At 40.2% G+C, this 21,973-nt stretch carries 17 protein-coding genes; 12 read left to right on the top strand and 5 right to left on the bottom strand.

Annotated elements, in window-relative coordinates; genetic code table 11:
• Positions 1-6: 6 nt before the first annotated feature.
• The 3 genes from ABDZ97_RS14880 to ABDZ97_RS14870 are packed head-to-tail and all read left to right on the top strand — an operon-like array spanning position 7 to position 2,270.
• Positions 7-483, top strand: a complete 477-nt coding sequence (locus ABDZ97_RS14880) for a cytidine deaminase (RefSeq protein ID WP_343789450.1) — start codon at positions 7-9, stop codon at positions 481-483.
• Between the two features lie 42 nt (positions 484-525).
• Positions 526-1,452: a DUF2279 domain-containing protein gene (locus tag ABDZ97_RS14875; protein WP_343789447.1), complete on the top strand. Its 927-nt coding sequence runs from the start codon at positions 526-528 to the stop codon at positions 1,450-1,452.
• A gap of 35 nt (positions 1,453-1,487) precedes the next feature.
• A complete protein-coding gene (locus ABDZ97_RS14870) occupies positions 1,488-2,270 on the top strand; it encodes a rhomboid family intramembrane serine protease (protein ID WP_343789444.1) in 783 nt (260 codons plus the stop codon).
• Here the strand turns inward: ABDZ97_RS14870 and ABDZ97_RS14865 are convergent.
• Positions 2,237-2,722: a SixA phosphatase family protein gene (locus ABDZ97_RS14865; RefSeq protein ID WP_343789441.1), complete on the bottom strand. Its 486-nt coding sequence runs from the start codon at positions 2,720-2,722 to the stop codon at positions 2,237-2,239. The genes ABDZ97_RS14870 and ABDZ97_RS14865 overlap by 34 nt on opposite strands.
• Before the next feature lie 154 nt (positions 2,723-2,876).
• On the opposite strand from ABDZ97_RS14865, the gene ABDZ97_RS14860 reads away from it, so the two are divergent.
• The 7 genes from ABDZ97_RS14860 to ABDZ97_RS14830 all read left to right on the top strand — a co-directional run bounded on the left by ABDZ97_RS14860 (position 2,877) and on the right by ABDZ97_RS14830 (position 13,345).
• Positions 2,877-3,482: an RNA polymerase sigma factor gene (locus ABDZ97_RS14860; protein ID WP_343789438.1), complete on the top strand. Its 606-nt coding sequence runs from the start codon at positions 2,877-2,879 to the stop codon at positions 3,480-3,482.
• A complete protein-coding gene (locus ABDZ97_RS14855) occupies positions 3,482-4,735 on the top strand; it encodes a hypothetical protein (RefSeq protein WP_343789435.1) in 1,254 nt (417 codons plus the stop codon). The genes ABDZ97_RS14860 and ABDZ97_RS14855 overlap by 1 nt, the downstream gene beginning before the upstream one ends.
• A complete protein-coding gene (locus ABDZ97_RS14850) occupies positions 4,735-5,793 on the top strand; it encodes a hypothetical protein (protein WP_343789432.1) in 1,059 nt (352 codons plus the stop codon). The genes ABDZ97_RS14855 and ABDZ97_RS14850 overlap by 1 nt, the downstream gene beginning before the upstream one ends.
• 35 nt (positions 5,794-5,828) lie before the next feature.
• Positions 5,829-6,920: a T9SS type A sorting domain-containing protein gene (locus ABDZ97_RS14845; protein WP_343789429.1), complete on the top strand. Its 1,092-nt coding sequence runs from the start codon at positions 5,829-5,831 to the stop codon at positions 6,918-6,920.
• A gap of 107 nt (positions 6,921-7,027) precedes the next feature.
• Positions 7,028-11,395, top strand: a complete 4,368-nt coding sequence (gene dnaE, locus ABDZ97_RS14840) for a DNA polymerase III subunit alpha (protein ID WP_343789426.1) — start codon at positions 7,028-7,030, stop codon at positions 11,393-11,395.
• 70 nt (positions 11,396-11,465) lie between these two features.
• Positions 11,466-12,332 (top strand): hypothetical protein, encoded by an 867-nt coding sequence (locus ABDZ97_RS14835; RefSeq protein ID WP_343789424.1) that lies wholly within the window; start codon positions 11,466-11,468, stop codon positions 12,330-12,332.
• A gap of 131 nt (positions 12,333-12,463) precedes the next feature.
• The gene (locus tag ABDZ97_RS14830; protein WP_343789422.1) at positions 12,464-13,345 is read left to right on the top strand and encodes a mechanosensitive ion channel family protein; all 882 of its coding nucleotides are present in this window, start codon (positions 12,464-12,466) and stop codon (positions 13,343-13,345) included.
• Here ABDZ97_RS14830 and ABDZ97_RS14825 read toward each other — a convergent pair.
• Entirely contained in the window at positions 13,342-14,427 is a 1,086-nt protein-coding gene (locus ABDZ97_RS14825; protein ID WP_343789420.1) for a glycoside hydrolase family 3 N-terminal domain-containing protein, read from the bottom strand. The genes ABDZ97_RS14830 and ABDZ97_RS14825 overlap by 4 nt on opposite strands.
• 190 nt (positions 14,428-14,617) lie before the next feature.
• On the opposite strand from ABDZ97_RS14825, the gene ABDZ97_RS14820 reads away from it, so the two are divergent.
• Complete coding sequence (locus tag ABDZ97_RS14820) at positions 14,618-15,706, top strand: M42 family metallopeptidase (protein WP_343789417.1); 1,089 nt, start codon at positions 14,618-14,620, stop codon at positions 15,704-15,706.
• Positions 15,707-15,778: 72 nt separating this feature from the next.
• On the opposite strand, the gene ABDZ97_RS14815 is transcribed toward ABDZ97_RS14820, so the two are convergent.
• Together ABDZ97_RS14815 and ABDZ97_RS14810 are read right to left on the bottom strand one after the other, a co-directional pair.
• Positions 15,779-16,321, bottom strand: coding sequence for a YceI family protein (locus ABDZ97_RS14815; RefSeq protein WP_343789414.1), 543 nt, complete (start codon positions 16,319-16,321; stop codon positions 15,779-15,781).
• 15 nt (positions 16,322-16,336) lie between these two features.
• Positions 16,337-17,053 (bottom strand): pirin family protein, encoded by a 717-nt coding sequence (locus ABDZ97_RS14810; protein WP_343791003.1) that lies wholly within the window; start codon positions 17,051-17,053, stop codon positions 16,337-16,339.
• 342 nt (positions 17,054-17,395) lie between these two features.
• Between ABDZ97_RS14810 and ABDZ97_RS14805 the strand changes: the two genes are divergently transcribed.
• A complete protein-coding gene (locus ABDZ97_RS14805; protein ID WP_343789411.1) occupies positions 17,396-18,454 on the top strand; it encodes a sensor histidine kinase in 1,059 nt (352 codons plus the stop codon).
• Here ABDZ97_RS14805 and ABDZ97_RS14800 read toward each other — a convergent pair.
• Positions 18,444-21,968 carry a PAS domain S-box protein gene (locus ABDZ97_RS14800; RefSeq protein WP_343789407.1) on the bottom strand — a complete coding sequence of 1,175 codons (3,525 nt, stop codon included), beginning with the start codon at positions 21,966-21,968 and terminating at the stop codon, positions 18,444-18,446. The genes ABDZ97_RS14805 and ABDZ97_RS14800 overlap by 11 nt on opposite strands.
• Positions 21,969-21,973: the final 5 nt, after the last annotated feature.

Genomic DNA, 21,973 nt, shown 5'->3' with positions numbered 1-21,973 from the left:
AGACCTATGGGAGAATACAAAAAGTTTGAGTTTACATATACTATACATGAGAGTTACAAAGAATTGGATGAAGGAGCGGTAAAGGTAATCGAAGCGGCAATGGAAGCGTCTGAGAAAGCCTACTCTGTTTATTCTTCATTTAAGGTGGGAGCTGCTGTTTTGCTGGATGATGAGACCATTTTTCTGGGGAACAATCAGGAGAATATAGCTTTTCCTTCCGGATTATGTGCTGAGCGAACTGTTTTATTCTACGTAGGAGCAAATTATCCTGAGCGAAAGGTGAAAAAGCTGGCGATTTATGCAAAAGGTGATTTGGTGAATGACACTGAGCCTATATCTCCCTGCGGGAGTTGTCGCCAGGTAATCGCAGAGGTCATCAAGCGACAAAAAGAATCTTTTCAGTTGTACTTGTGCGGGAGTAATGGAAAAACAATCGTTATGGAGGATACTTTAGGTATTTTACCTTTCCCTTTTGGAATGTAACCAAACGTTAATGACTGATCCCTGTATCAGGTAAAGGACACCATGAAAAGTTATCAGAAAATAAGAGTAATTTTATTGATCTTGCTACTGATTCCTACTTTGATTTGGTCACAGGAAAAAACATCATTCTTTACTTCTTCAGATTCGCTTAATAAAGCAAGAGTTATTGGAGTGTCTACAGGTATTGGCGCTGTTTATGCCGGTTCAATGATAGGACTTTCTCAGGTCTGGTATAAGGATCAGGCAAAAACGAATTTCACTTTTTTTAATGACAACCATCATTGGTTGCAAATGGATAAGTTGGGACATACCTATACGGCATACTGGATACAGAATAGAGTTCATGCACTCTATCGCTGGTCAGGGGTGAGCCGGGAGAACAGTCTTCTTATTTCGGGGTTGTACAGTTTTGCATTTCAGGGTACTTTCGAATTAATGGATGGGTTCTCGGAAGGATATGGGTTTTCATACGGAGATGTATTGGCAAATACGGGAGGGATTCTGTTGTTTACAGGTCAGGAGCTATTGTTTAAAAAGCAAATCCTTGTACCCAAATTTTCATTTTATCCTTCACCTTATGCAAAGTACAGACCGGAAGTGCTGGGAAGTGGGATTGAACAGTTGTTGAAAGATTATAATGCCCAGACTTATTGGCTCTCTGTAAGTCTCGGAGATATTACACCGAAGAACTGGAAAGTGCCGGATTGGCTTTGTTTAAGTGTGGGCTATAGCGTACGGGAAAAGTTAAAAAGTGATGTTGAATATTATGCTGTTCAGCAAGGAACAGAAATAAAGTCCTTTTCCGCTTATCGAGAAGTTTTTCTTTCATTGGATATTAACCTGTCTAAAATACCTGTAAAGAAGCCCTGGCTAAAAGCTTTGTTGTCAAACTTTAATGTTCTGAAAATTCCTTTCCCGGCTATAGGGTTCAGTTCGAGAGGAACAAGGGGATACTGGCTGTACTATTAATGATCCTGCCATTATGGCACGGGATAAAAAAGGGAATGTTATTTGACGAGAAAGGAATGATGAATCAGTTCAATCCTAATAAATATGAAGTTTTCGGTTATCCGATCATGTTATTGTTACTCATGTGGACAAGTTATCTGGCGGACTATGAGTTAGGATTGGATTTGTATGAATGGGGGGTAAAACCACGTGATTGGAATGGGTTGCGTGGAGTTCTGTTTATGCCGCTTATTCATAGTCAGAATGATTTTAATCATATCCTGAATAATTCGGCTCCTGTTTTTGTGTTATTGGCAAGCTTGGTTTATTTCTACAGGAAAATAGCCTTTAAAGTGTTTGCTTTGGTTTGGATATTTACAGGATTGTTTACATGGCTGGTGGCTAGAGATAGTTATCATATCGGGATGAGCGGAGTAATCTACGGACTGGTTGGTTTTTTATTTATGTCAGGAGCTTTACGTAACTACCGTCCTTTAATGGGAGTGTCTTTGTTTGTTGTCTTCTTATATGGTAGTTTGATCTGGGGGATTTTTCCTATGCAGGCACATGTGTCCTGGGAAGGGCATTTATTTGGATTGGGGACAGGAATTATACTTTCTTTTCTGTTTCGTAAACAGGGACCACAGTCTCCAAAATACCAGTACGAGGTGGAACAGGAAATGGGGATTGAACCCGAGGATCTGGAAGCGAAGTGGCGGGAGTTAAACGCGGAGCATCTTCCCAGGCATGAACAAAAAGCACCTGCTATACAGGTGAATTATGAATTCGTACATAAAAAGAAAGATCAGAAGGAAGATGCAACCGATGGTTCAAAATGATGAACGACAGAAGCGCATCCGGATGTAAGCATGTTCCACTGGTCAATGTGCAGTTCCATTTCAATATAACCTCCAGTTGACAAAGAAAGATAATCTCCGGTGAGATAAGATACGAGTTCGGATATTCCGTCATTATGTCCGACAAGAAGAACCGATTTTTCAGAAGCTTTATCCTCCATGAAATCAATAAGATTGTCTAAAGAAGCAAGATACAAGTCGTCTGAATAGACGGCTGTTGTCTTCATGAATTCCCGGATACCCTCATAAGTGGCAACGGTTCGTTTTGCTGATGATACAAAAATTTGTTCGGGAAAATGAGTTAACTCCTTGAAATGTGTGTTGATAGCATGTCTTTGAAAAAAGCCTTCGGGACTTAAATCCCTGTCGAAGTCCCTTCCGGATGCCGAATTTCGTTCCGCATTGGCATGTCGGAGAATTTGAAGTGTTAACATAGTGTTTTGTGTTTGTGGTACTCACAAGTTACGAAATTTCTTTAAAAAATCAAAAAAACAGGAATTATACCAACCGTTTTTCGTGCATTTTCGTTCCTCTAAGAAGAGAGTAGGAGAAAAGGTTTGAAAAAATGGTTAAATTGCAATAAATAGAATGCGGATTGTTTCCGGAATATACATGCAGGTAACACCTGAAATATTAGAAGGTTGCGAGAAATCAGACAGAAGGGCGCAAAAGTCACTTTACGAGATTTGTTTTCGTATGCATATGTCTGTGTGTTACAGTTATTATGGAAATGAAGAAGATGCTCGTTCCGTTCTTAACCTGGCTTTTCTTAAAATAAACAAGAATATAAAATCGATAGATGGAAATCCAAAAGTATTTTTCTCCTGGTCGAGAAGAATTGTAGTGAATACTATAATTGACGAATATAGAAAGAACAGGAATTATAATGAGAAAGTAGATAAATACGAAAACGACAGGGATTTGGAATCGAGAGAAACGTCCTCTTCCAATGCGGGCTTAGAATCTCTGGAAGAAATGGATATCAAAAAAATGGTAGCTCGTTTACCTGATCAAACCAGGCAAGTGTTTGTCCTTTATGTAATTGAAGGGTATAGTCACAAGGAAATTGCCGAACAGATGGGGATGAGTGACGGGACATCAAAATGGCATTTATCTGTTGGTAGAAAAATGTTGCGGGAGATGTTAGAGAAAATAGAAGGAATAGAAGAGAAATTGAATAAAATGGTGATTTAATGAAAGATAATGATGACCATATTGATGAGTTGGCTCGCAATGAAATAAATGCGATGCAGTTCGATTTCAAGGAGTCCTATTGGGATGAGATGGAAGCGATGCTGGATGGAGAGCCAAAGAAAAAGAGATTTATCTGGTGGTGGTTTGCGGGTGCCGCAGCAGTATTGACTGTAGCAGGGGCTGTAATCTGGTACTCGCCATTTAGTAAAGTTAAAAACAATCAGATTACGCTTACTGAAGAGAATCATCAAATTACAAATCAGGAAAATACTGCAGTTGTCGAAAATGAAAGAGTAAAAGAAAAACAACTTCAGGTACAAGCGGAGAAGAAAGAGGTAAGTACAGAAATAGTGATTTCTGAAGGAGTTAGTTCAGATGGGGCAGATCATAAAGATAGTCCGGATAAGGAACAAAGCGGGAGATACGCAAACAAGAGTGATTGGATAGATGATCAACAACAGGAAGCTGAAGTTAAACAATCCCAAAGTGTCAGAGAGACGGATTCAGATGTGTATGGAGTGCAGGGAAGGAAGGAAACAGAAGGTCATGTTACCCCGGATGAGATGAGTAATTATAGTGTTGATGTATTACCTGTTCGAAAAATAGGAGGAGACAGCAAAGAAGCCTCTGATCCGGTTAGTGTTGCTTCAACACCTGTCAAACACCAGTGGATAACAGGAGTTGCGCTAACAGGAACTTTGGGATACGGAACTAACTTTCAGGGAGGATCCGGACAGGGGAGAGGAATGAATGGTTCGCTTGGTCTGGATTTTACAATGGAGTACAGAAAATTCTCTTTCAAAACAGGATTGTCATTTGGGCTTTCGTCAATCAAAGGGTATGATTACAGAGAGGAACGAATTATTTACGGGCTGGAGTCTGTTATAGCCATAAATGAAGTAAAATATAACAGTTTGCTTACCGCTGAATTACCTCTTATGATAGGATATTCAGGAAGAAAACATAGCTTTCATGCAGGTGTTGGAATTAACTTTTTACTGAATGCAAACGGAAGAGTAACAGCCTGGGATAAGTCCGTTAACGGGACAAATGAGTGGGGGTATTCAAATAGCCTTAGAGATAGTTGGATGGTAGGTTCTGTAGAATATGGTTATAGAATTGCTACAAGGTGGAAGATAGGCGTGAAGTGTACTGTAGACCTGACAAAGAGAGGTCAGCTTCCTGAAATACAGGGAGGGACAAAGCTGCAAATGTGGACTGGAGCGATTAAATTTAGTTATTTGTTGAATTAATGAAAGCGTATAGTTATATCCTTATTCTGATGACATTGCTTCTGGCAACCTGTCAGAAAGAGTTTCCGAAATTACCGGAAAGTCAGGTGACTCCTGTGTTTTATGCTAAAGGAATGATCGACGGAAAGGAAATAGAATTCAGAGCAGGAGATGATAACTTTATTATGAGTTCATTGCTGTGGAACTGGAACAATGTACCAGTGTACCGGGGAGAATTACATAATTCGGAAAACAGTTTTATTGTTGACTTGTTCGAAGGTAATTTGTTGAGACAGGCCACGTATAACGAATTGACACAAGGCGGTGCATTTGGGTGTGCATATCTTAGTTCAGGAGAAGTTTTGGCAGGTGTTGCTGTTGATAATCTTATTCAGTCGTCTGGAATAGGAACCGGGGTTTGGGTGTTAAACGATACCACGGAGGGACAGGAAGTAGCGTTTTATGAACCCGGGAGATACAATCTTTCACTGAGTATTCCTGGAAGTATTACGTATGAGTTGAAAAACGAGGTGATAGTCGGATACGAATTACCTTACCGGTTCAGACTTGGGGCTGAGATCCAGAACCAAATTGTTACATTGCAGATAACCGAAAATTCAACGGAAATCAGTCAGGTGGAGTGGAGTTATGGAATGCAGAGTGCTCTTACTACCGGTGCCGTCCAGCAATTCCAGGTACTGAATGGGAGTGTTGAGGTTATAGCCAAAGTTACATTCAGTGACGGAGCTGTTCGGGAAAGGAGAATACTTGTGGGGCAGGGAAACGCAGTCTCAATTGAGGATTATGTATACTTTATTGAAAGTCAGTTGGTGCGATACTTTGATTATAAAGTAGATGTGAAAATACGTTTGGGGGAAGAAAAGTACACAACAATAGATGTTGAACAAAATGAAGCTGCGGTAGCTGTATTGGAAAACGAACTATTTAAAGATATGGTAACAGGAGAGCAGGTTCTGAAGCTAAAAATGACAATGACTTTAAATTTGAGAAGGGAAAGTGACGGAGGAATTACAGAGTCCGTGATCGAATCGATTATTGCGATGCCGGTTGTGGAATAGAAAAAATGTTACATTTGTCTATAAATAAACAGATTATGTTCAGGTATTTACTTCTCGCTGCTTTTTATGTAACGGCAGTTTCTTCTCAGGCTCAGATTGAAATAAATGCATCCGATTTCCCCGGAGAAAGAGATACAGTCAGGTACTCGAATGCTCTTGATTTTACGATTGATTATTCAGCCACCGGGGAGGATTATTTCTGGAATTTTAGTGATCTTAATCCCGATTCTCAGACGTTGATAAATCATCTTTCTGTTGATGATGCAGACAATTTGACACAGGCTTATTTTGGACCGTTTGTAATGCCTGCCTACAGGGCGACGTACTATTTACCTGCAACAGCAATCCCTTTTGAGGATCTGGGGCAATTTGTATCAATTCCGATTGAAAATTTTTATCGGTTTTATAGAAAAACCAGTTCAGAACTCAATGTAATTGGGTTAAGTCTATCTTCAGGAGGGTATGGTTTGGGGAGTCGTTCGGATACAATCGAAACAGCTTATCAGTTTCCGATGCAGTTTGGACAGCAATTTAACTCAAGAGGATATACAGCAATAGATATGTCCATAGCAGTCCCCGCGCAGATTAAACAATATCGCCAGAGAGAAAGTGAAGTGGATGGTTACGGAGAGCTGATGACACCGTATGGAACTTTTGATGTTCTGCGTGTACATAATCGTATTCATGAATTGGATTCTGTTTACTTTGAGGTAAGCGGATTCGGACAATGGTTTGCATTGCCTGTGCCGGTTAGAAATGAATATCAGTGGTGGACGAATGGTCAAAAAGGAGCAGTTTTGGAAGTTATAACCAATGAAATTGCCGGGCAGGAGCAGGTAACTGAAGTACGTTACAGAGATAATTACAGAGCTGACCTCGTAGCTTCTGTTGAAGAAGGAAAAGTAGAGGCGTTACAAATCTATCCGAACCCTGTTGCCGATAAGCTATTTGTTAAAGGTGCTGATAGTGAATCTCATTTAACCATATATACGGCTTCAGGGCAGGTGTTGTTGGAAGAATCGTATACGACACAGGGGGTAAATCTTAGTGACTGGGAGTCCGGAGTATACTATGTGAAAATTACAACAGGAGATCATATTGTGATAAAGAGTTTTGTGAAAGAGTAGTACGATTTAGCTCTTCTTCTGTTTTACCAATTGTGAAAAACAATTGATAAGTTACCTGATTTTTAGCGGGCGTTTTTTGTAAATTTGAAGGTAAATTTTTTCTGCCCATGTATATCATATTCGATACTGAAACAACTGGTTTGCCGCGTGATTGGAACGCACCTGTAACTGATACAGATAACTGGCCCCGTTGTGTGCAGATTGCCTGGCAGATTCATGATGATATGGGACGCCTCGTTGAGGCGAAGGATTATCTGGTGAAACCGGATGGCTTTGATATCCCCTTCGATGCAGAACGAATACATGGGATTTCAACTGAACTTGCCGAGCAGCAAGGGATTCCGATTCAGGAAGTACTGGAAGATTTTAATCGGGCACTTGGACAGGCGAAGTTTGTTGTTGGGCAGAATATTGGGTTTGACCTGAATATCATGGGTGCGGAGTTTTACCGCTATGGAGTAGATTCTCCCATGTTGGAAATGAAGGTGCTGGATACCTGTACGGAAGATACAGCGAATTTATGTCAAATTCCCGGAGGTCGTGGGGGGAAATATAAGTTGCCGACACTTACGGAGTTGCACAGCTATTTGTTTGGAGAACCTTTTGCAGAAGCTCACAACGCAACTGCCGACGTTGAGGCAACGACACGTTGTTTCCTTGAGCTGGTGAGAAGAGGTGAATTCTCGATCGAGCAGCTTGACGTTGAGGAAAGGTATATTGAGAACTTCAAGGAGTTTAATCCGCAACCGATAGGAAGGGTTGGTCTTAAGCACTTAAACCTGAAAGCGGAAAGTGATAAGATCCGAAAAGCGACACAACAGGATGATTCATTATCTACGGCGGAAAAAGATGAGAATAAACAACGTCTTTCAGACGTGGATTTTGTCCATCTGCACAATCATTCACAGTTTTCTATCCTGCAATCGACGATTGATGTAAAGGCGCTTGTAAATAAAGCAGTTGAGTTGAATATGCCCGGAGTAGCTCTTACGGACTCGGGGAATATGATGGCTGTTTTTCACTTTGAAAAATACGTTTCAGGGTACAATAAGAAAATAAAGGCTGAGCGTCAGGCGGCAGAAGAGAAGGGAGAACCCTACAATAAAAAAGAATTGATTCCTGTCATCGGTGCAGAATTAAATATTTGTAAGGACCGAAATGATAAAAGAAACAAGGACAACGGGTATGCGGTAGTCTTTTTGGCAAAGAATAAAAATGGATACCATAACCTGGCAAAAATGGCTTCCATTGCCTATACCGAAGGTTTCTATTATGTGCCTCGAATCGACCGGGAAATCGTTGAGAAGTATAAAGAGGACCTGATCGTACTTACCGGAAATCTATCCGGTGAAGTACCGAATCTTATTCTAAACGTGGGGGAGCAACAGGCGGAGGAAGCACTGGTGTGGTGGAAAGAACGTTTCGGAGAAGATTTATATATTGAGTTGATGCGCCACGGGCAGGAAGATGAAGACCGTGTTAATACCACGTTGTTGAAGTTCTCTCAAACGCATGCTGTTAAAATTGTTGCTACCAATAACACGTACTATCTGAATAAAGAGGATGCGAAATCCCATGATATTCTTTTGTGCGTAAAGGACGGTGAATTGGTCTCTACGCCGAAAGGGCGCGGACGTGGCTTCCGTTACGGCCTGGATAACGAAGAATATTATTTCAAGTCAACGGAGGAGATGAAGAAATTGTTTATCGATCTTCCCGAGGCAATTGAAAATACGAATGAAATTTTGGCGAAGTGCGAACCTTATGCACTTGCCAGAGAAATATTACTTCCGGCTTTTGATTTTCCTGAGGAATTTAAAGACCCGGAGGATGAAAAAGACGGAGGAAAACGAGGGGAAAATAACTATTTACGTTATCTGACCTACGAGGGAGCCAGGAAACGGTATGGAGAGGTTACCGATGCTATTCGGGAACGACTGGACTTTGAGTTGGATACAATTGCAAACACGGGATACCCTGGATACTTCCTGATCGTGCAGGATTTCTGTCAGGCGGCGAGGGATATGGGGGTCTCGGTCGGACCGGGACGTGGTTCTGCGGCTGGTTCTGCAGTCGCTTATTGTATTGGAATTACAAATGTTGATCCAATTCAGTACGATCTCCTTTTTGAGCGTTTTCTAAATCCTGAACGTGTATCGATGCCCGATATTGATATTGATTTTGATGATGAAGGCCGGGGAAGAGTAATTGACTGGGTAATTGATAAGTACGGGGCAAACCAGGTAGCGCAGATTATCACGTACGGTACGATGGCAGCGAAGTCATCCATTCGTGATACAGCGCGTGTACTTGATTTGCCTTTGCCGGATGCAGACAGATTGGCAAAGCTTGTTCCTGATATTTCTCTGGCAAAACTGTTTGGACTGGACGATGCTGCTCTTGCTGATAAACTGAAAAACAATTCAGATGACATTCAGAAAGTCAATGAATTGAAAAAGATAGCGGAAGGAAAAGACCTGATGGCCCAGGTGGTAAATCAGGCTCGTAATCTGGAAGGATCAGTCAGAAATACCGGAATTCACGCTTGTGGAGTGATTATAACCCCGGATGATATTACGAATTTCGTCCCGGTAGCTACGGCTAAGGATTCGGACATGTGGTGTACACAGTTCGATAACTCAGTAGCTGAAGAGGCGGGGCTGCTAAAAATGGACTTCCTCGGGCTAAAAACACTTACACTAATTAAAGATGCGGTTCGTAACGTCAAATTACGACACGGTATTGAGTTGGATCCGGATCATTTTCCGATAGACGACGAGAAGACGTATGAGCTTTTCCAGAGAGGAGAAACAGTAGGGATTTTCCAGTACGAATCCCCCGGGATGCAGAAGTACATGAAAGAGCTGAAGCCTACTGTTTTTGCTGACCTTATTGCTATGAACGCCCTGTACAGACCGGGGCCGCTTGAATACATTCCCTCATTTATTCGTCGTAAGAACGGAGACGAAGAAATTGAGTACGATCTTGATGCCTGCAAAGAGTATCTGGAAGAAACCTATGGGATTACAGTCTATCAGGAGCAGGTGATGTTGCTTTCGCAGAAACTGGCAAACTTTACGAAAGGTGAGGCCGATGTACTGCGTAAGGCAATGGGGAAAAAACAGGCGGACGTTCTGGCAAAAATGAAACCTAAATTCGTTGAGCAGGCAAAAGGCAACGGACACCCGGAAGATAAACTGGAAAAGATCTGGAGAGACTGGGAAGCTTTTGCTTCTTACGCATTTAACAAATCTCACTCGACCTGTTACGCATGGATCGCCTATCAAACGGCTTATCTGAAAGCAAATTACCCGGCAGAGTATATGGCTTCCGTTCTTTCGAATAATATGAATGATATTTCGAAAGTTACTTTCTTTATGGAAGAATGTCGTCGTTCGGGAATTCCGGTTTTGGGACCGGATGTGAATGAATCCCAGTACAAATTCGTTGTGAACCAGGAAGGGGCGATTCGTTTTGGTATGGGTGCAATCAAAGGTGTGGGAAGTGCTCCGATTATGTCTATTGTACAAAACAGGGAGGAAAACGGACCTTACAGAACAATCTTCGATTTTGCGTCTCGTGTTGACCTGAAGGTTTGTAATAAAAAGGCTTTTGAAGGATTGGCTCTGGCAGGGGGATTTGACTCGTTTGAAGACATTCACAGGGCTCAGTATTTTACAATGTCTGGAACAGGAAGGTTATTTCTGGAAGATGTGATGAAATATGGTGCAAATATTCAACAAAGTGAAGAGTCGGCGCAGGTTTCAATGTTCGGGGATTCGGAAACAGAGGATATGCCGGAACCAATTGCTCCAAATGTCGAGGAATGGAGTAGTCTTGTCAAGCTTTCGAAAGAAAAAGAAGTGGTCGGGATTTTTATCTCAGGACATCCTCTGGACGATTTTAAAGTTGAATTAGAAGCTTTTTGCAATGCGCAGATCACGGATCTGGAAAACGTGAATGAATATGTCGGTAAGGAATTAAAACTAGCCGGAATTGTTACAGAAGTAGAACACCGATTCTCTAAAAAAGGAAATCCTTTTGGGACGATCAGTATTGAAGATTACTCCGGAGGTACAAAATTATTCCTGTTCGGAGAAGATTATCTTCGCTTCAAACATTTTATGGTACAGGGAACATTTCTTTATTTAACAGGGAAGGTAGTGAATAAAATGTACCGTAATGATGAATTTGAATTTAAAATCAACGCGATTGAATTACTGGGTGAGCTACGGGATAAACTGGTGCGCTCACTTAGTATAAAACTATCAAGTTCCGATGTGACACCTTTGTTTGTACAGGAAATGCATGAATTGATTTCCGGTCATTCAGGAAAATGTCAGTTGAAGTTTTCCATTCAGGATCCGACTACAGGAATAGAAGTAAATATGCCGTCCAAAACAATGAAAGTAGACGTTAGCGGAGATTTACTGAAAAAACTGGAGTCGATGCGACTTGAGTTCGTTGTGGGATAAAAAATCAGAAATTAACTCTGATAATCGTTAGGTTATTTGTATCTCTGCGGAAAATTATAATCTATTACACATGAAAAACATCATTTTAGCCTGCTTTGTTATGCAGGTAGTAATGCTACATGCACAATTCGGAGGTACTTCAACAAAGAAAGATCTGGAGACAAGATTCTTGAAAACCAAGACACTTGTTGTAAAAACCGGGGATGATCATTTTGATCAAAATCTAGAAGCAGGGTTCAAAAAACACTGGACAATTACCGAATACAAAATGGTGGAACCTGATTTTAAAATTGATGAAAAAGATAAAAGTATATCGTATGTGAAACCATTTACGATTACTGTCAGAGATTCATATACTGAGCAAACTTATGTTCGATATGGAGTATTCATGGGAGGTTCTGAATCTACAGATTTCCTGTTAGCTGCAGATATTGTTCTTGATGGTTTCGGGAGAGAAGGGAAACTAATAGAAAGTGCGTATCGTGCAGGAGGTATGGCTAAAATGATGCAGGATTTTATCCAATTGAGATTGGATGGTGAGCCTATTTCTGGTTCTGCTATAACAAGAGTGCGTTATACAGCAGGAGCCGTTTACAATAAAAGAAGTGGTGAAATCCGTAAGAAGACATTACTTGTCGATAAAAATCAATTGACTCAGGGAGAATATGCAATTGGTCGTAAGCAAACATTTAGTGAAGCAGACTTTAAGGCACTGTACGGAGGGAAAGTAGAATTTGTAAGTACAGAAGAAGTTGAGGAAGCAATTAATTCCGGTAATCCGGAGTATTGCTATTTCTTGCCAGTGTATTCACGTAACAAGTTTTTATTCGTTGTTGATTGTGAATCAGGATCTGTTTTGTACAATGGCTATTCCGTAGGAGGAATGTTTATGACAAAAAAAGATATCAAAGCGTTAGGAAAAGCAATTACGCAATAGAGTTTTAAAAAATACAGAAAAACGCTATCGGGATTTCCGGTAGCGTTTTTTCTTTTGGTGCTGGTAAAGACATGTGAAATGCATTGAAAGTTTTATCTTTAAGTACACAACCAGTAATGAAAACTATGGAAATGTCGAAGTATTATGATATTGTGGTAGAGGAAGTAATCGGGTGGTTTGACTCTTTTGTGGCTATGTTGCCGAACTTTGTTCTTGCGGTACTTGCAGTGATTCTCTTTGCTATTTTAGGAAAACTGGCAAGACGAATGTTTAGCAAAGTACTGGTAAAAGCTCTCAATAATCCGGTATTGAGCAACCTCTTGTCCCGGATTTTGTACATCATTATTGTTTCTATCGGTGGTTTTGTAGCCCTGAATATTCTTGATCTTGAAAAAACCGTTACGTCGCTTTTAGCCGGTGCAGGGATTGTCGGTTTGGCGCTGGGTTTTGCGTTTCAGGATATTGCAATGAATTTTATTGCCGGATTCTTAATGGCGGTGAAACGTCCTTTTAAAGTAGGTCAGGTTGTGCATTGCAATGGAATCAGCGGAGTGATTAAATACATCGGGGTGAGAACAACACAGATAACATCATTTCAGGGGCAGGAAATTCTGGTTCCGAATAAAATTCTGTTTCAAAACCCCTTAACAAATGACTCTGAGAATATCTATAAGCGGATTGACCTGGAAGTAGGTGTCTCCTATAGTGAAGATTTGGAGCGAGTTCGGGAGATCACTCTGGAGGCAGTCAAAGATATTCCCAATATTTATAAAGAACGGGAGATTAGCCTGGCGTATGGAGAATTCGGAGCAAGTTCCATAAACTTTACGGTAATGATCTGGGTAGAATTCAAAAGCCAACTTGACTTTTTAAAGAGCAGAAGCGAAGCCATCATCGCTATAAAGAAGGCGTATGATAAAACCGGTATAACCATTCCGTTTCCGATCAGAACACTGGATTTTGGTGAGAAAGAAAGTACTGCTTTACGAGCGGCTCTTCATCCTGAAGACTAAATCAGTCCCAGACATATTTTCATCCGTATGATGCGTTGAGCGGATCGTCGAACCTGTTCTCTGAATGCTTCATTACTTAGATATTCCTGTGTGATCTCTGCATGGGCTTTCTCTGCATCTAAGGGCATAAGCAGGATGTCACATCCCGCATCAATTGCTTTAACATTAGCGTTTTCTACTTTTGCCACACCGCCCATGTTCATTGCATCTGTAACAATGATTCCTCTGAAATTCAGACTGTCACGCAATAATTCCGTGACAATTTTCCGTGAAGTAGATGAAGGCAATCCTTCGGTTGTAAACTCGTCATTATTTTGTACGGCAATATGTGCGATCATAATAGAGAGTACTCCATTCTCAATAAGATACGGGTAATTTTCAACTTCTTTCATTTCTCCATCGATGGTAACAAGCTGTTTGTGAGTATCACCACTTACATAACCGTGTCCGGGAAAATGCTTTGCTGTCGCGATAATTTGTTGATCCTGTGTCTCTTTAATAAATTCCATTGACCAGCGAACAATGCTGTCCTGTGTTTGACCGAAACTTCTCCATCCAACCGTTTTATTGGGAGACATATCTACAACAGGCGCAAAATTATAGTTAATCCCTACTTTCTTCAAATCGGCAGAAATCGTGCGTGCACTTTTCTTTACCTCTTCAATGTTCTTAATTTCAGATGCTTTTTTATAAACGGTTGAACCCGTTATTTTCCGATTAATAAGACTCGGTTCTGCATCAGCACTATAAAGAAGAGGAAGACCTGCTTTTTCAGTATTTACAGCGTTAAATGATTCTACTTTTTTTCGAAAACCATCCATACTCCCGTTTAATAGTAACACTCCACCGATAAGACGATTCTCCAGAAGATGCGTAATTACCGAATCCGGTTGTCCTAATCTTCCTGCTGCGGGCATGATCAACTGAGCAATGATTGCTGTATCGTCCATTTGTTGTAACAAAGAGTCTGTTTTTCTGGCCAGGTCATAATCTCGTGAGAAAAAATCCTGAAGCGTGTACTGCTTTTGTCCGTATACCGGAAGAAGAAGCATAGAAATAAGAATAAACAAGACAGCTTTCATACGTTTATGTTTAAAAAGAATATGTGCAAATACAATGCCGAAAAACAAAGGTAGATCTATTTTTTGGACAGATTTCCCAAACAGGGAATTTGTTTTCACGTTCTGTTGTTATTAACATGCAAGCAATTTTAGGGAGATTCGGAAAGCCAAGAACCTGTTTTTAGTTAATTTTAAGGCAAAAGTGAAAGAAATGGCAAAAGAGAAATCAATTATAAACAAAACGTCGATCCAGTTTCTTGAAAACTATCTGAATAATCCTTCTCCTACAGGATTTGAATCAAAGGGTCAGAAATTGTGGATGAATTACCTGAAACCGTATGTAGATGAGTTCTATACGGATAATTATGGTACGGCTGTAGGAGTTATAAACCCGGAAAGTGATTACAGAGTAGTGATTGAAGCGCATGCGGACGAGATTTCATGGTTCGTACATTATATTACTAAAGAGGGATTTATTTATCTGCGCAGAAACGGAGGGTCTGATCATCAGATCGCCCCTTCTAAACGGGTAAATATTCATACAAAGAACGGGATTGTAAAAGCGGTATTTGGTTGGCCGGCTATTCATACCCGCCATGAGAAAGAAGAAAACCCGAGCCTGAAAAATATCTTTTTGGATTGTGGAGCTGACTCAAAAGAGGATGTAGAAAAAATGGGGATCCATGTGGGATGTGTTGTTACTTACGAAGATGAATTCATGATTATGAATGAAAAGAAGCTGGTAGGTAGAGCATTGGATAACCGGATAGGAGGATTTATGATTGCTGAAGTAGCACGTCTACTACATGAGAATAAAGTAAAACTTCCTTTTTCTCTTCATATTGTTAATGCAGTTCAGGAAGAAGTAGGGTTGAGGGGAGCAGAGATGATTGCAGAACGAATTCAACCGCATTGTGCAATCATTACAGACGTTTGCCATGATACAGGAACTCCGATGATGGATAAAATTCAGCAGGGAGACCTCAAAGGAGGTGAGGGACCTGTATTGACATACGGTCCTGCTGTTCAGAATAATTTATTGAATTATGTTATAGAACGTGCAGAGAATGCCGGTATTCCTTTCCAACGGGCAGCTGCTTCCCGCGCAACAGGAACGGATACGGATGCTTTCGCTTATTCAAATGACGGAGTTCCTTCGGCTTTGATCTCATTGCCGTTGAGGTACATGCATACTACAGTGGAAATGTGTCATAAGGATGATGTTGAAAATACGATTCGTCTTATATATGAGGCAGTGATTCACCTGAAAAACGGACAATCATTTAGTTACTTTGACTAATCAGAAAGGGGGCAGATTTATCTGCCCCCTTTCTTTACCCTAACCTAAATAACAAACTATGAAAAAAATTAATTAGCCTTGTTTTGCAAATTGTACATTTAATGCAAGACGAACGTCGTCACTTACTACAAGTCCTCCTGCTTCTGTTGTGGCACTCCAGGTCAAACCAAACTCTTTTCGGTTAATTTTTCCTGAAATCTCAAAACCTGCTTTTGTGTTTCCGTAAGGATCCACAACTGTTCCACCATATTCTGCTTTCAATGTGATTTCTTTTGCATTTCCGCGAATCGTCATGATCCCTTTTAATTCATACTCATCTTCACTTTTCTTAGTAAAAGAAGTTGATTCGAATGTCAATTTCGGATGATTCGCTGCATCAAAGAAATCTCCTGACTTTAAATGTGCATCACGATCCTTGTTATTGGTCGAAATACTATCAATTTCGGCTTCGAAAGAAGCTTTGGCTCCGTCAAAATCATCTCCTTCTGTTTCAATTTTTCCATCAAACTTGTGGAATAATCCCGTAACTGTTGAGATAACAAGGTGTTTTACCTTAAACTGAACTTCTGAATGTGTCGGGTCAATTGCCCAAACTGTTTTTACTGCTGTTTCCATATTGTTTTTTCTTTATTAATTAAGTTGCATGGGTACTTCCATAAGTAGTACTTCTGCATTTTTATTTGCCTGAACAATTAATTCGTCGGTTTCCCAAACTCCCATTCCGTCTCGTGTCGACAGTTTTTCTCCGTTCACTTCAATTTCTCCGGAAATCACAAAGACATAAACACCATTTTCGTTGTCTTTAAGTGTGTACTTTCCTTCTTTTCCGGAGTCAAGATCAATCAGGTGAAACCATGCATTTTGGTAAATCCATACTCCTTCATCTTCTGAAGAGGGCGACAATACCTGCTGAAATGTATTCTTTCGGTCAGCTGGGTTTAACTGTAATTGATCATATCGCGGAGTAACCTGTCGTTTATTGGGGAACAACCAGATCTGCAGAAGTTGAAGAGCTTTGTCGCGGGTAGCATTATATTCTGAATGAAAGATGCCTGTTCCGGCCGACATTACCTGAATTTCATTCTTTTTGATGATTCCGGTATTTCCCATGCTGTCTTTATGCTCCAGAGTTCCGCTCAGGGGAATCGTAATAATCTCCATATTATCATGCGGATGTGTCCCAAAACCGCCACCACCTTCAATATAGTCATCATTTAACACCCGTAGAACCCCGAAATGCATCCGTTCGGGATTTCGATAGTTGGCAAAACTGAATGTATGATTAGCTTTCAGCCATCCGTGATCAGCAAAACCTCTTGTACTAGCTCTGTGTATTACCGTTTTCATTTTTTTCTCCTCTCTGTTTGGGAGGTGATTGAATCCGACATTTTCCTGAACATCAGTTTGTGTCAAACTTTCTGAGGAGGATCGGATGATATTTGGGAGAGCTAAACCCGATCCGACTAATAATGCTCCTCGCTTTAAAAAGTTCTTTCGATTCATCACCAATTGTTTTACGATACAAATATACCAAGAAAATAAATACCATGGTAGATATTTGTGTGAAAAAATGTTAAGACATGATTCCCAATATGGGAAAAGCAGGAGGGGTAAATCCCTTGATTTATGGGGTTTATAAGGCCGTGGCACGGTTTTCGTGAAATAGAAAATAACAAAAAATGTAGGGAGATGGCTGTAAAAAATGTGGTGGAATTTGAAAAATGTCCGGCAGTTTCGGGAGCAGAAAAATTGGGTTTACTTGAAATCTTGTATAGTCAAAATAGTGTTTGTGTAGGGCAATTATCTGTTCATTCTTGCAGAGAGCTGATTGATGTACAAGAGACAGGAATAAAAGATTTTTTCAATGTATGTCGGGCGAGAGTGAGTATTGATTGGTTTCCGTTGTCAGATATGATCTCTCCTGATTATGTAGTAGAGTTTGTTCAAAAATCGAAGGAAGCGTTTGAGGAAACCGGAAAATTCAGAATATGCTTTTCCTTTATGGGAAGAAATAAGAAAAACGTTTACCTGGAATTAACCGCTTCTGTGTTGAGTAGAGGTGGACGTAGTATAGAATGGATTGGGTATGTACGGGAGGTTGATGAGCGACAAATGAAAACTCAATTGGCAGCGCAGGTGACAAAAAATGAACGGGGAAAAGTTGTGGGCAGATTGCAGGATGAGGTAGCCCAGAATCTTGTGCTATTGAATTTTTATCTGAACCAGTTAACCGCTGTAGAAGGAAATAATCTGGAAGGACTGAGTCAGATCCGGCATTTTTTGGACGAGAGTTTAAAGAAAACAAGATCTCTGTGCTATTATCTGGAGCCTCCCGGGTTGGAAGTTGGATTTCTCGAAGGAATAACTTCTTTGTCTGAACGAATGGAGCTGCCCGGTTTGTCTGTTGCAAGCGTAAACTATTCAGATATAAAAGAAGACTATTTTGAAGAAGAAAATAAATATTACCTGTTGGCAATTCTCCGCGAATTTATTGAAAACTCGGTGGAACATTCAGGATGTACTTCGGTTATGATAGAAATCTACCGGATTGGAGATAGTATTATTCTTAGTGTTTCAGATAACGGCAAATATATTAACCTGAGGGAAGATGAATATGAAAGTATAAAAATACGCATGGAGAAAATGTCAGAATTGGTTTCAGCAGAGCTAGAATTGTCTGGTCAGCCGGAAAAAGGGAACTTTCTTGAGATAAAATTGCCTGTCAGTACGAAGAAGTTTATTCGCTGAGTAGTTTCCTGAATTCGGATAAGACATGTAATGTAGTTGTTTCAACTTTTTCAAATCGATCTTCTATTTCCTGCCAGTCCAGTTTCTTTTGGGAGTGGAGATGATTCAGAAAAAGTATGTCTTCCCGAATAGAGTGGACTCCGAAATTATTCAGATTGGGTTTTATTTTGTGAGCCACCTTTTCTATGGTATCCATGTTTTTACTGGCAATTGCGTTTTTGATCAGTGTAAGTTCCTCAGGTAAGGTTTTACAGAATAACGCAAGAACTTCGTTTCTGAAAGAGACATTTCCATGGCTCAACTGATTAATATATTCCAGATTAAATAACTGCTCAGGAACTTCTTGTTCTGGGCGGTTTTCAGGTTCCTGTTCATGGGATGACGGAGACGAATACAGAAGTTTGTGAATGGAACTGATTAGTTTTTTTTCGGCAAAAGGTTTTACAATGTAATCATTCATGCCTACCTCAATACATTTGTTGATCTCCGTGTTAATAGCATTGGCACTCAGGCCGATGATGGGAGTACTTAATTTCAGTTCTTTACGAATTGCAATCGTACATTCATAGCCATTCATTTTAGGCATTTGTACATCCATAAGAATACAGTCCACTGACTCTGTTTTTAGTAACTCAAGAGCCTCTAATCCATTGACCGCTTCCAGTAAACGGGCTCCTTTTCTATTGAGAATGGACGAAACAACCAGGCGGTTAATATCATTATCTTCAACAATCAGGATCGTTTTATTTTTGAGTTCTTCCTCGTGATTTTCCGTTCTGTGGAGCTCATTGGTTGTTAGACTACCCGGTTCCAGAGGTATTGTAAGCGTAAATTGTGTCCCTTTATCTTTCTCGGATTGAACCAGAATTTCTCCTCCCATAAGGGAGATGAATTCTTTTGAAATAGCCATTCCAAGTCCGGTTCCGCTTGTCTTTTCTGTTGGAGAACTAATTTCCTGAGTGAATTTATCGAATATTCTTTTCTGAAAGTCAGGGCTCATACCTATCCCTGTATCTTCAATGATAAAGTGAATCATATTCGGAGCCTGTTCTTTATGTTCTTGAGAGACAGATAAACGGACATAACCCTTATCCGTGAACTTAACTGCATTGGAAAGAAAATTGACCAGAATTTGTCGTAATCGAATCTCATCGCCGACCAAAACAGGCGATAGACTAGTGTCTATATAGATATTAAAATCAAGTTTCTTTTCTTCAGATAAAGGTTCTATGATTTTTTTTACATTTTCAAGGAGATGATAAATATCAAAAGGTGCCGGATGAATAGACAAGTGTCCGGAGGATATTTTTGAGAAATCAAGGATATTGTCAATAAGTGCTTGCAGGTGTTTCCCCGAAACGGCAATTTTTTCAATCATGTTTATTTTTTCACGGGGCAGATCTTCATTTTTCAGAAAGTTGGAAAGCCCTACAATAGCATTGAGTGGAGTTCGTATTTCATGACTCATATTCATAATAAACTCTTCCTTTGCCTTATCGGATGACTCGGCTCGTATTTTTGCTTTCTCAAGTTCATCCTGAATTTTTTTCTGGTCAGTAATATCCAGGTGAATTCCAATTGTACCGATGAGTTTACCATCTTTATCATAGTTGGGAGCACCGCTGATTAACCACCATTTCTTTTCTCCTTTGTCGACTACTTCAATTTCATAGCTGTCGGACTTCCCCTGAATTCTTTCTTGCTTTTTTTTCTGAATCATTGCAAGCTCTTTCTCCCCCAGAAACAAGTCTGCTGCATTCTGTCCGACTAATTGCTCAACCCGATAACCGGACATTTCACAAAAACTATCGTTGGCAAATAATATGATATCATTCAGATCGACTTCCAGAAGTCCGAGGTTCATATTAGCAATGATGCGGCGGTATTTTTCTTCCTGAAACCGGAGAGATTCATCAAATTGTTTCCGTTGGGTAATGTCTCGTATATATCCATCTATTCGTACAGGACTGTTTTCCGAATTGTAAATAACCCTTGCACGATTATTCACCCATTTGATGCCGGAATCTGTCTGAACACGATATTCTGCTTCGGACTCGCCTTTTTTTGTAAGCTCCTCGTTTATTTTTGTAATAACATATCGGTCTTCAGGAACGATGATACTTTCCCATACCTTGTAATCTCGCATAAACTCACTTATCGGAATTCCGCTTAGTTTTTCGATGGAAGGCGAAATAAAAAGTGATGTATAATCCGGGAAATTAATTGACCAGATCACATCTTCCATTTGCTGAATAATCTCTTCTGTCGTTTTGCGGGTATTTCTGAGTGTTTCCTGAGTTTCTTTCAAAAGAGTAATATCATTAAAATAGAGATTGATATACGATTTTTCATGAATGAGTTTAATGGTTACGGAGAAGTACGTATCTGTTGAAGTTTTTATAGAAATTGATTGTGTTGTTTCAGTAGGAGAAACAGCTTTGAGGATAAATTCCTTGAAATCAGCAAATGTAAATTCTTTTCCTTTGATCCATACGGGGGCGTGGAATAACTCTTTGGCTGCGGCATTTTTCAAAAGTATGTCTCCGGTTGTGGATAAACGTAGAATAGGAGCCGGGTTTTGTAAGGGAAACAAAGCAAGGTTTTCAATTTCCTGTTGTTGTTTTTCTCTTTCCAGTGCAATAGAGATATTATTTGCAAGTGTTTGTAGAATGGATAATTCAGAATCGCTCCATATCCGTTTCTGGTGACAGTCATCATATCCGACAAACCCGAAAAAGCGACCTCCCAGAAAAATGGGGATAACGAGAAATGAGATAATCTCCTGAGGTTCTAAGATTGCTTTCAGTTGCATTTCGTCCGGGAGTTCACTTACGATGGCCTGATACGGTCTGTTTTGTTTAAGTGTACTCATAAAATCTTCAAAAAGCTCTACAGGCACATTTTGAAGTTCAGGATTATCAATTTGAGGTTCAGCTCCCCCGGAATTCCATTCGTATCTCTGTGAAATTACCTCTCCCGTTTCTGGAGTGTTGTAATAATCAAACAGGTAGGTGCGGTCAACATCTACGGCTTCCCCTATAATGCGAAGTACCCGGGCTATAGCTTCCTGCGTGTTGGGGTTGAAAAGAAGTTCGGTCGTTGAATCGGAAATGGCAACCAGTATCCGCTCTCTGAGATTAAGCCTTTTTTGAATTTCCTCCCTGTCCCGTATATCCCTGGAGAGTGAAAAAATATGCTTTTCTCCGTTAATCTGGACGATGCTTTCCGTTACTTCCACAGGAATGGTTTCGCCGGTAGTTCTATTGGTGCAATTTCGGATAATAACCCGCTTTTCTACTTTAAGTATTTCGGTAACATGTTCTTTCCAGATCTGTTCACTTTTAAACAAAGGTTCAAACTCAGAAATATTTAGCAGTAGATCTTTTCTCATATTAACCCCCATTCGCTCTTTGGCAGCATGATTTAAAAAGACAAGATTACCATCCAGATCCATCACCTGAATCGCATCCGAATGGTTATTGACAAGTGCTTCGAAGAATACTTCTTTTTTCATAGCGG

This window comes from Wandonia haliotis, from assembly GCF_039523435.1.
GTDB classification, from domain to species: Bacteria; Bacteroidota; Bacteroidia; order Flavobacteriales_D; family Crocinitomicaceae; genus Wandonia; species Wandonia haliotis.
Note: the sequence above shows the minus strand (reverse complement) of the source record. Positions and strands in the feature narration are given on the sequence as shown.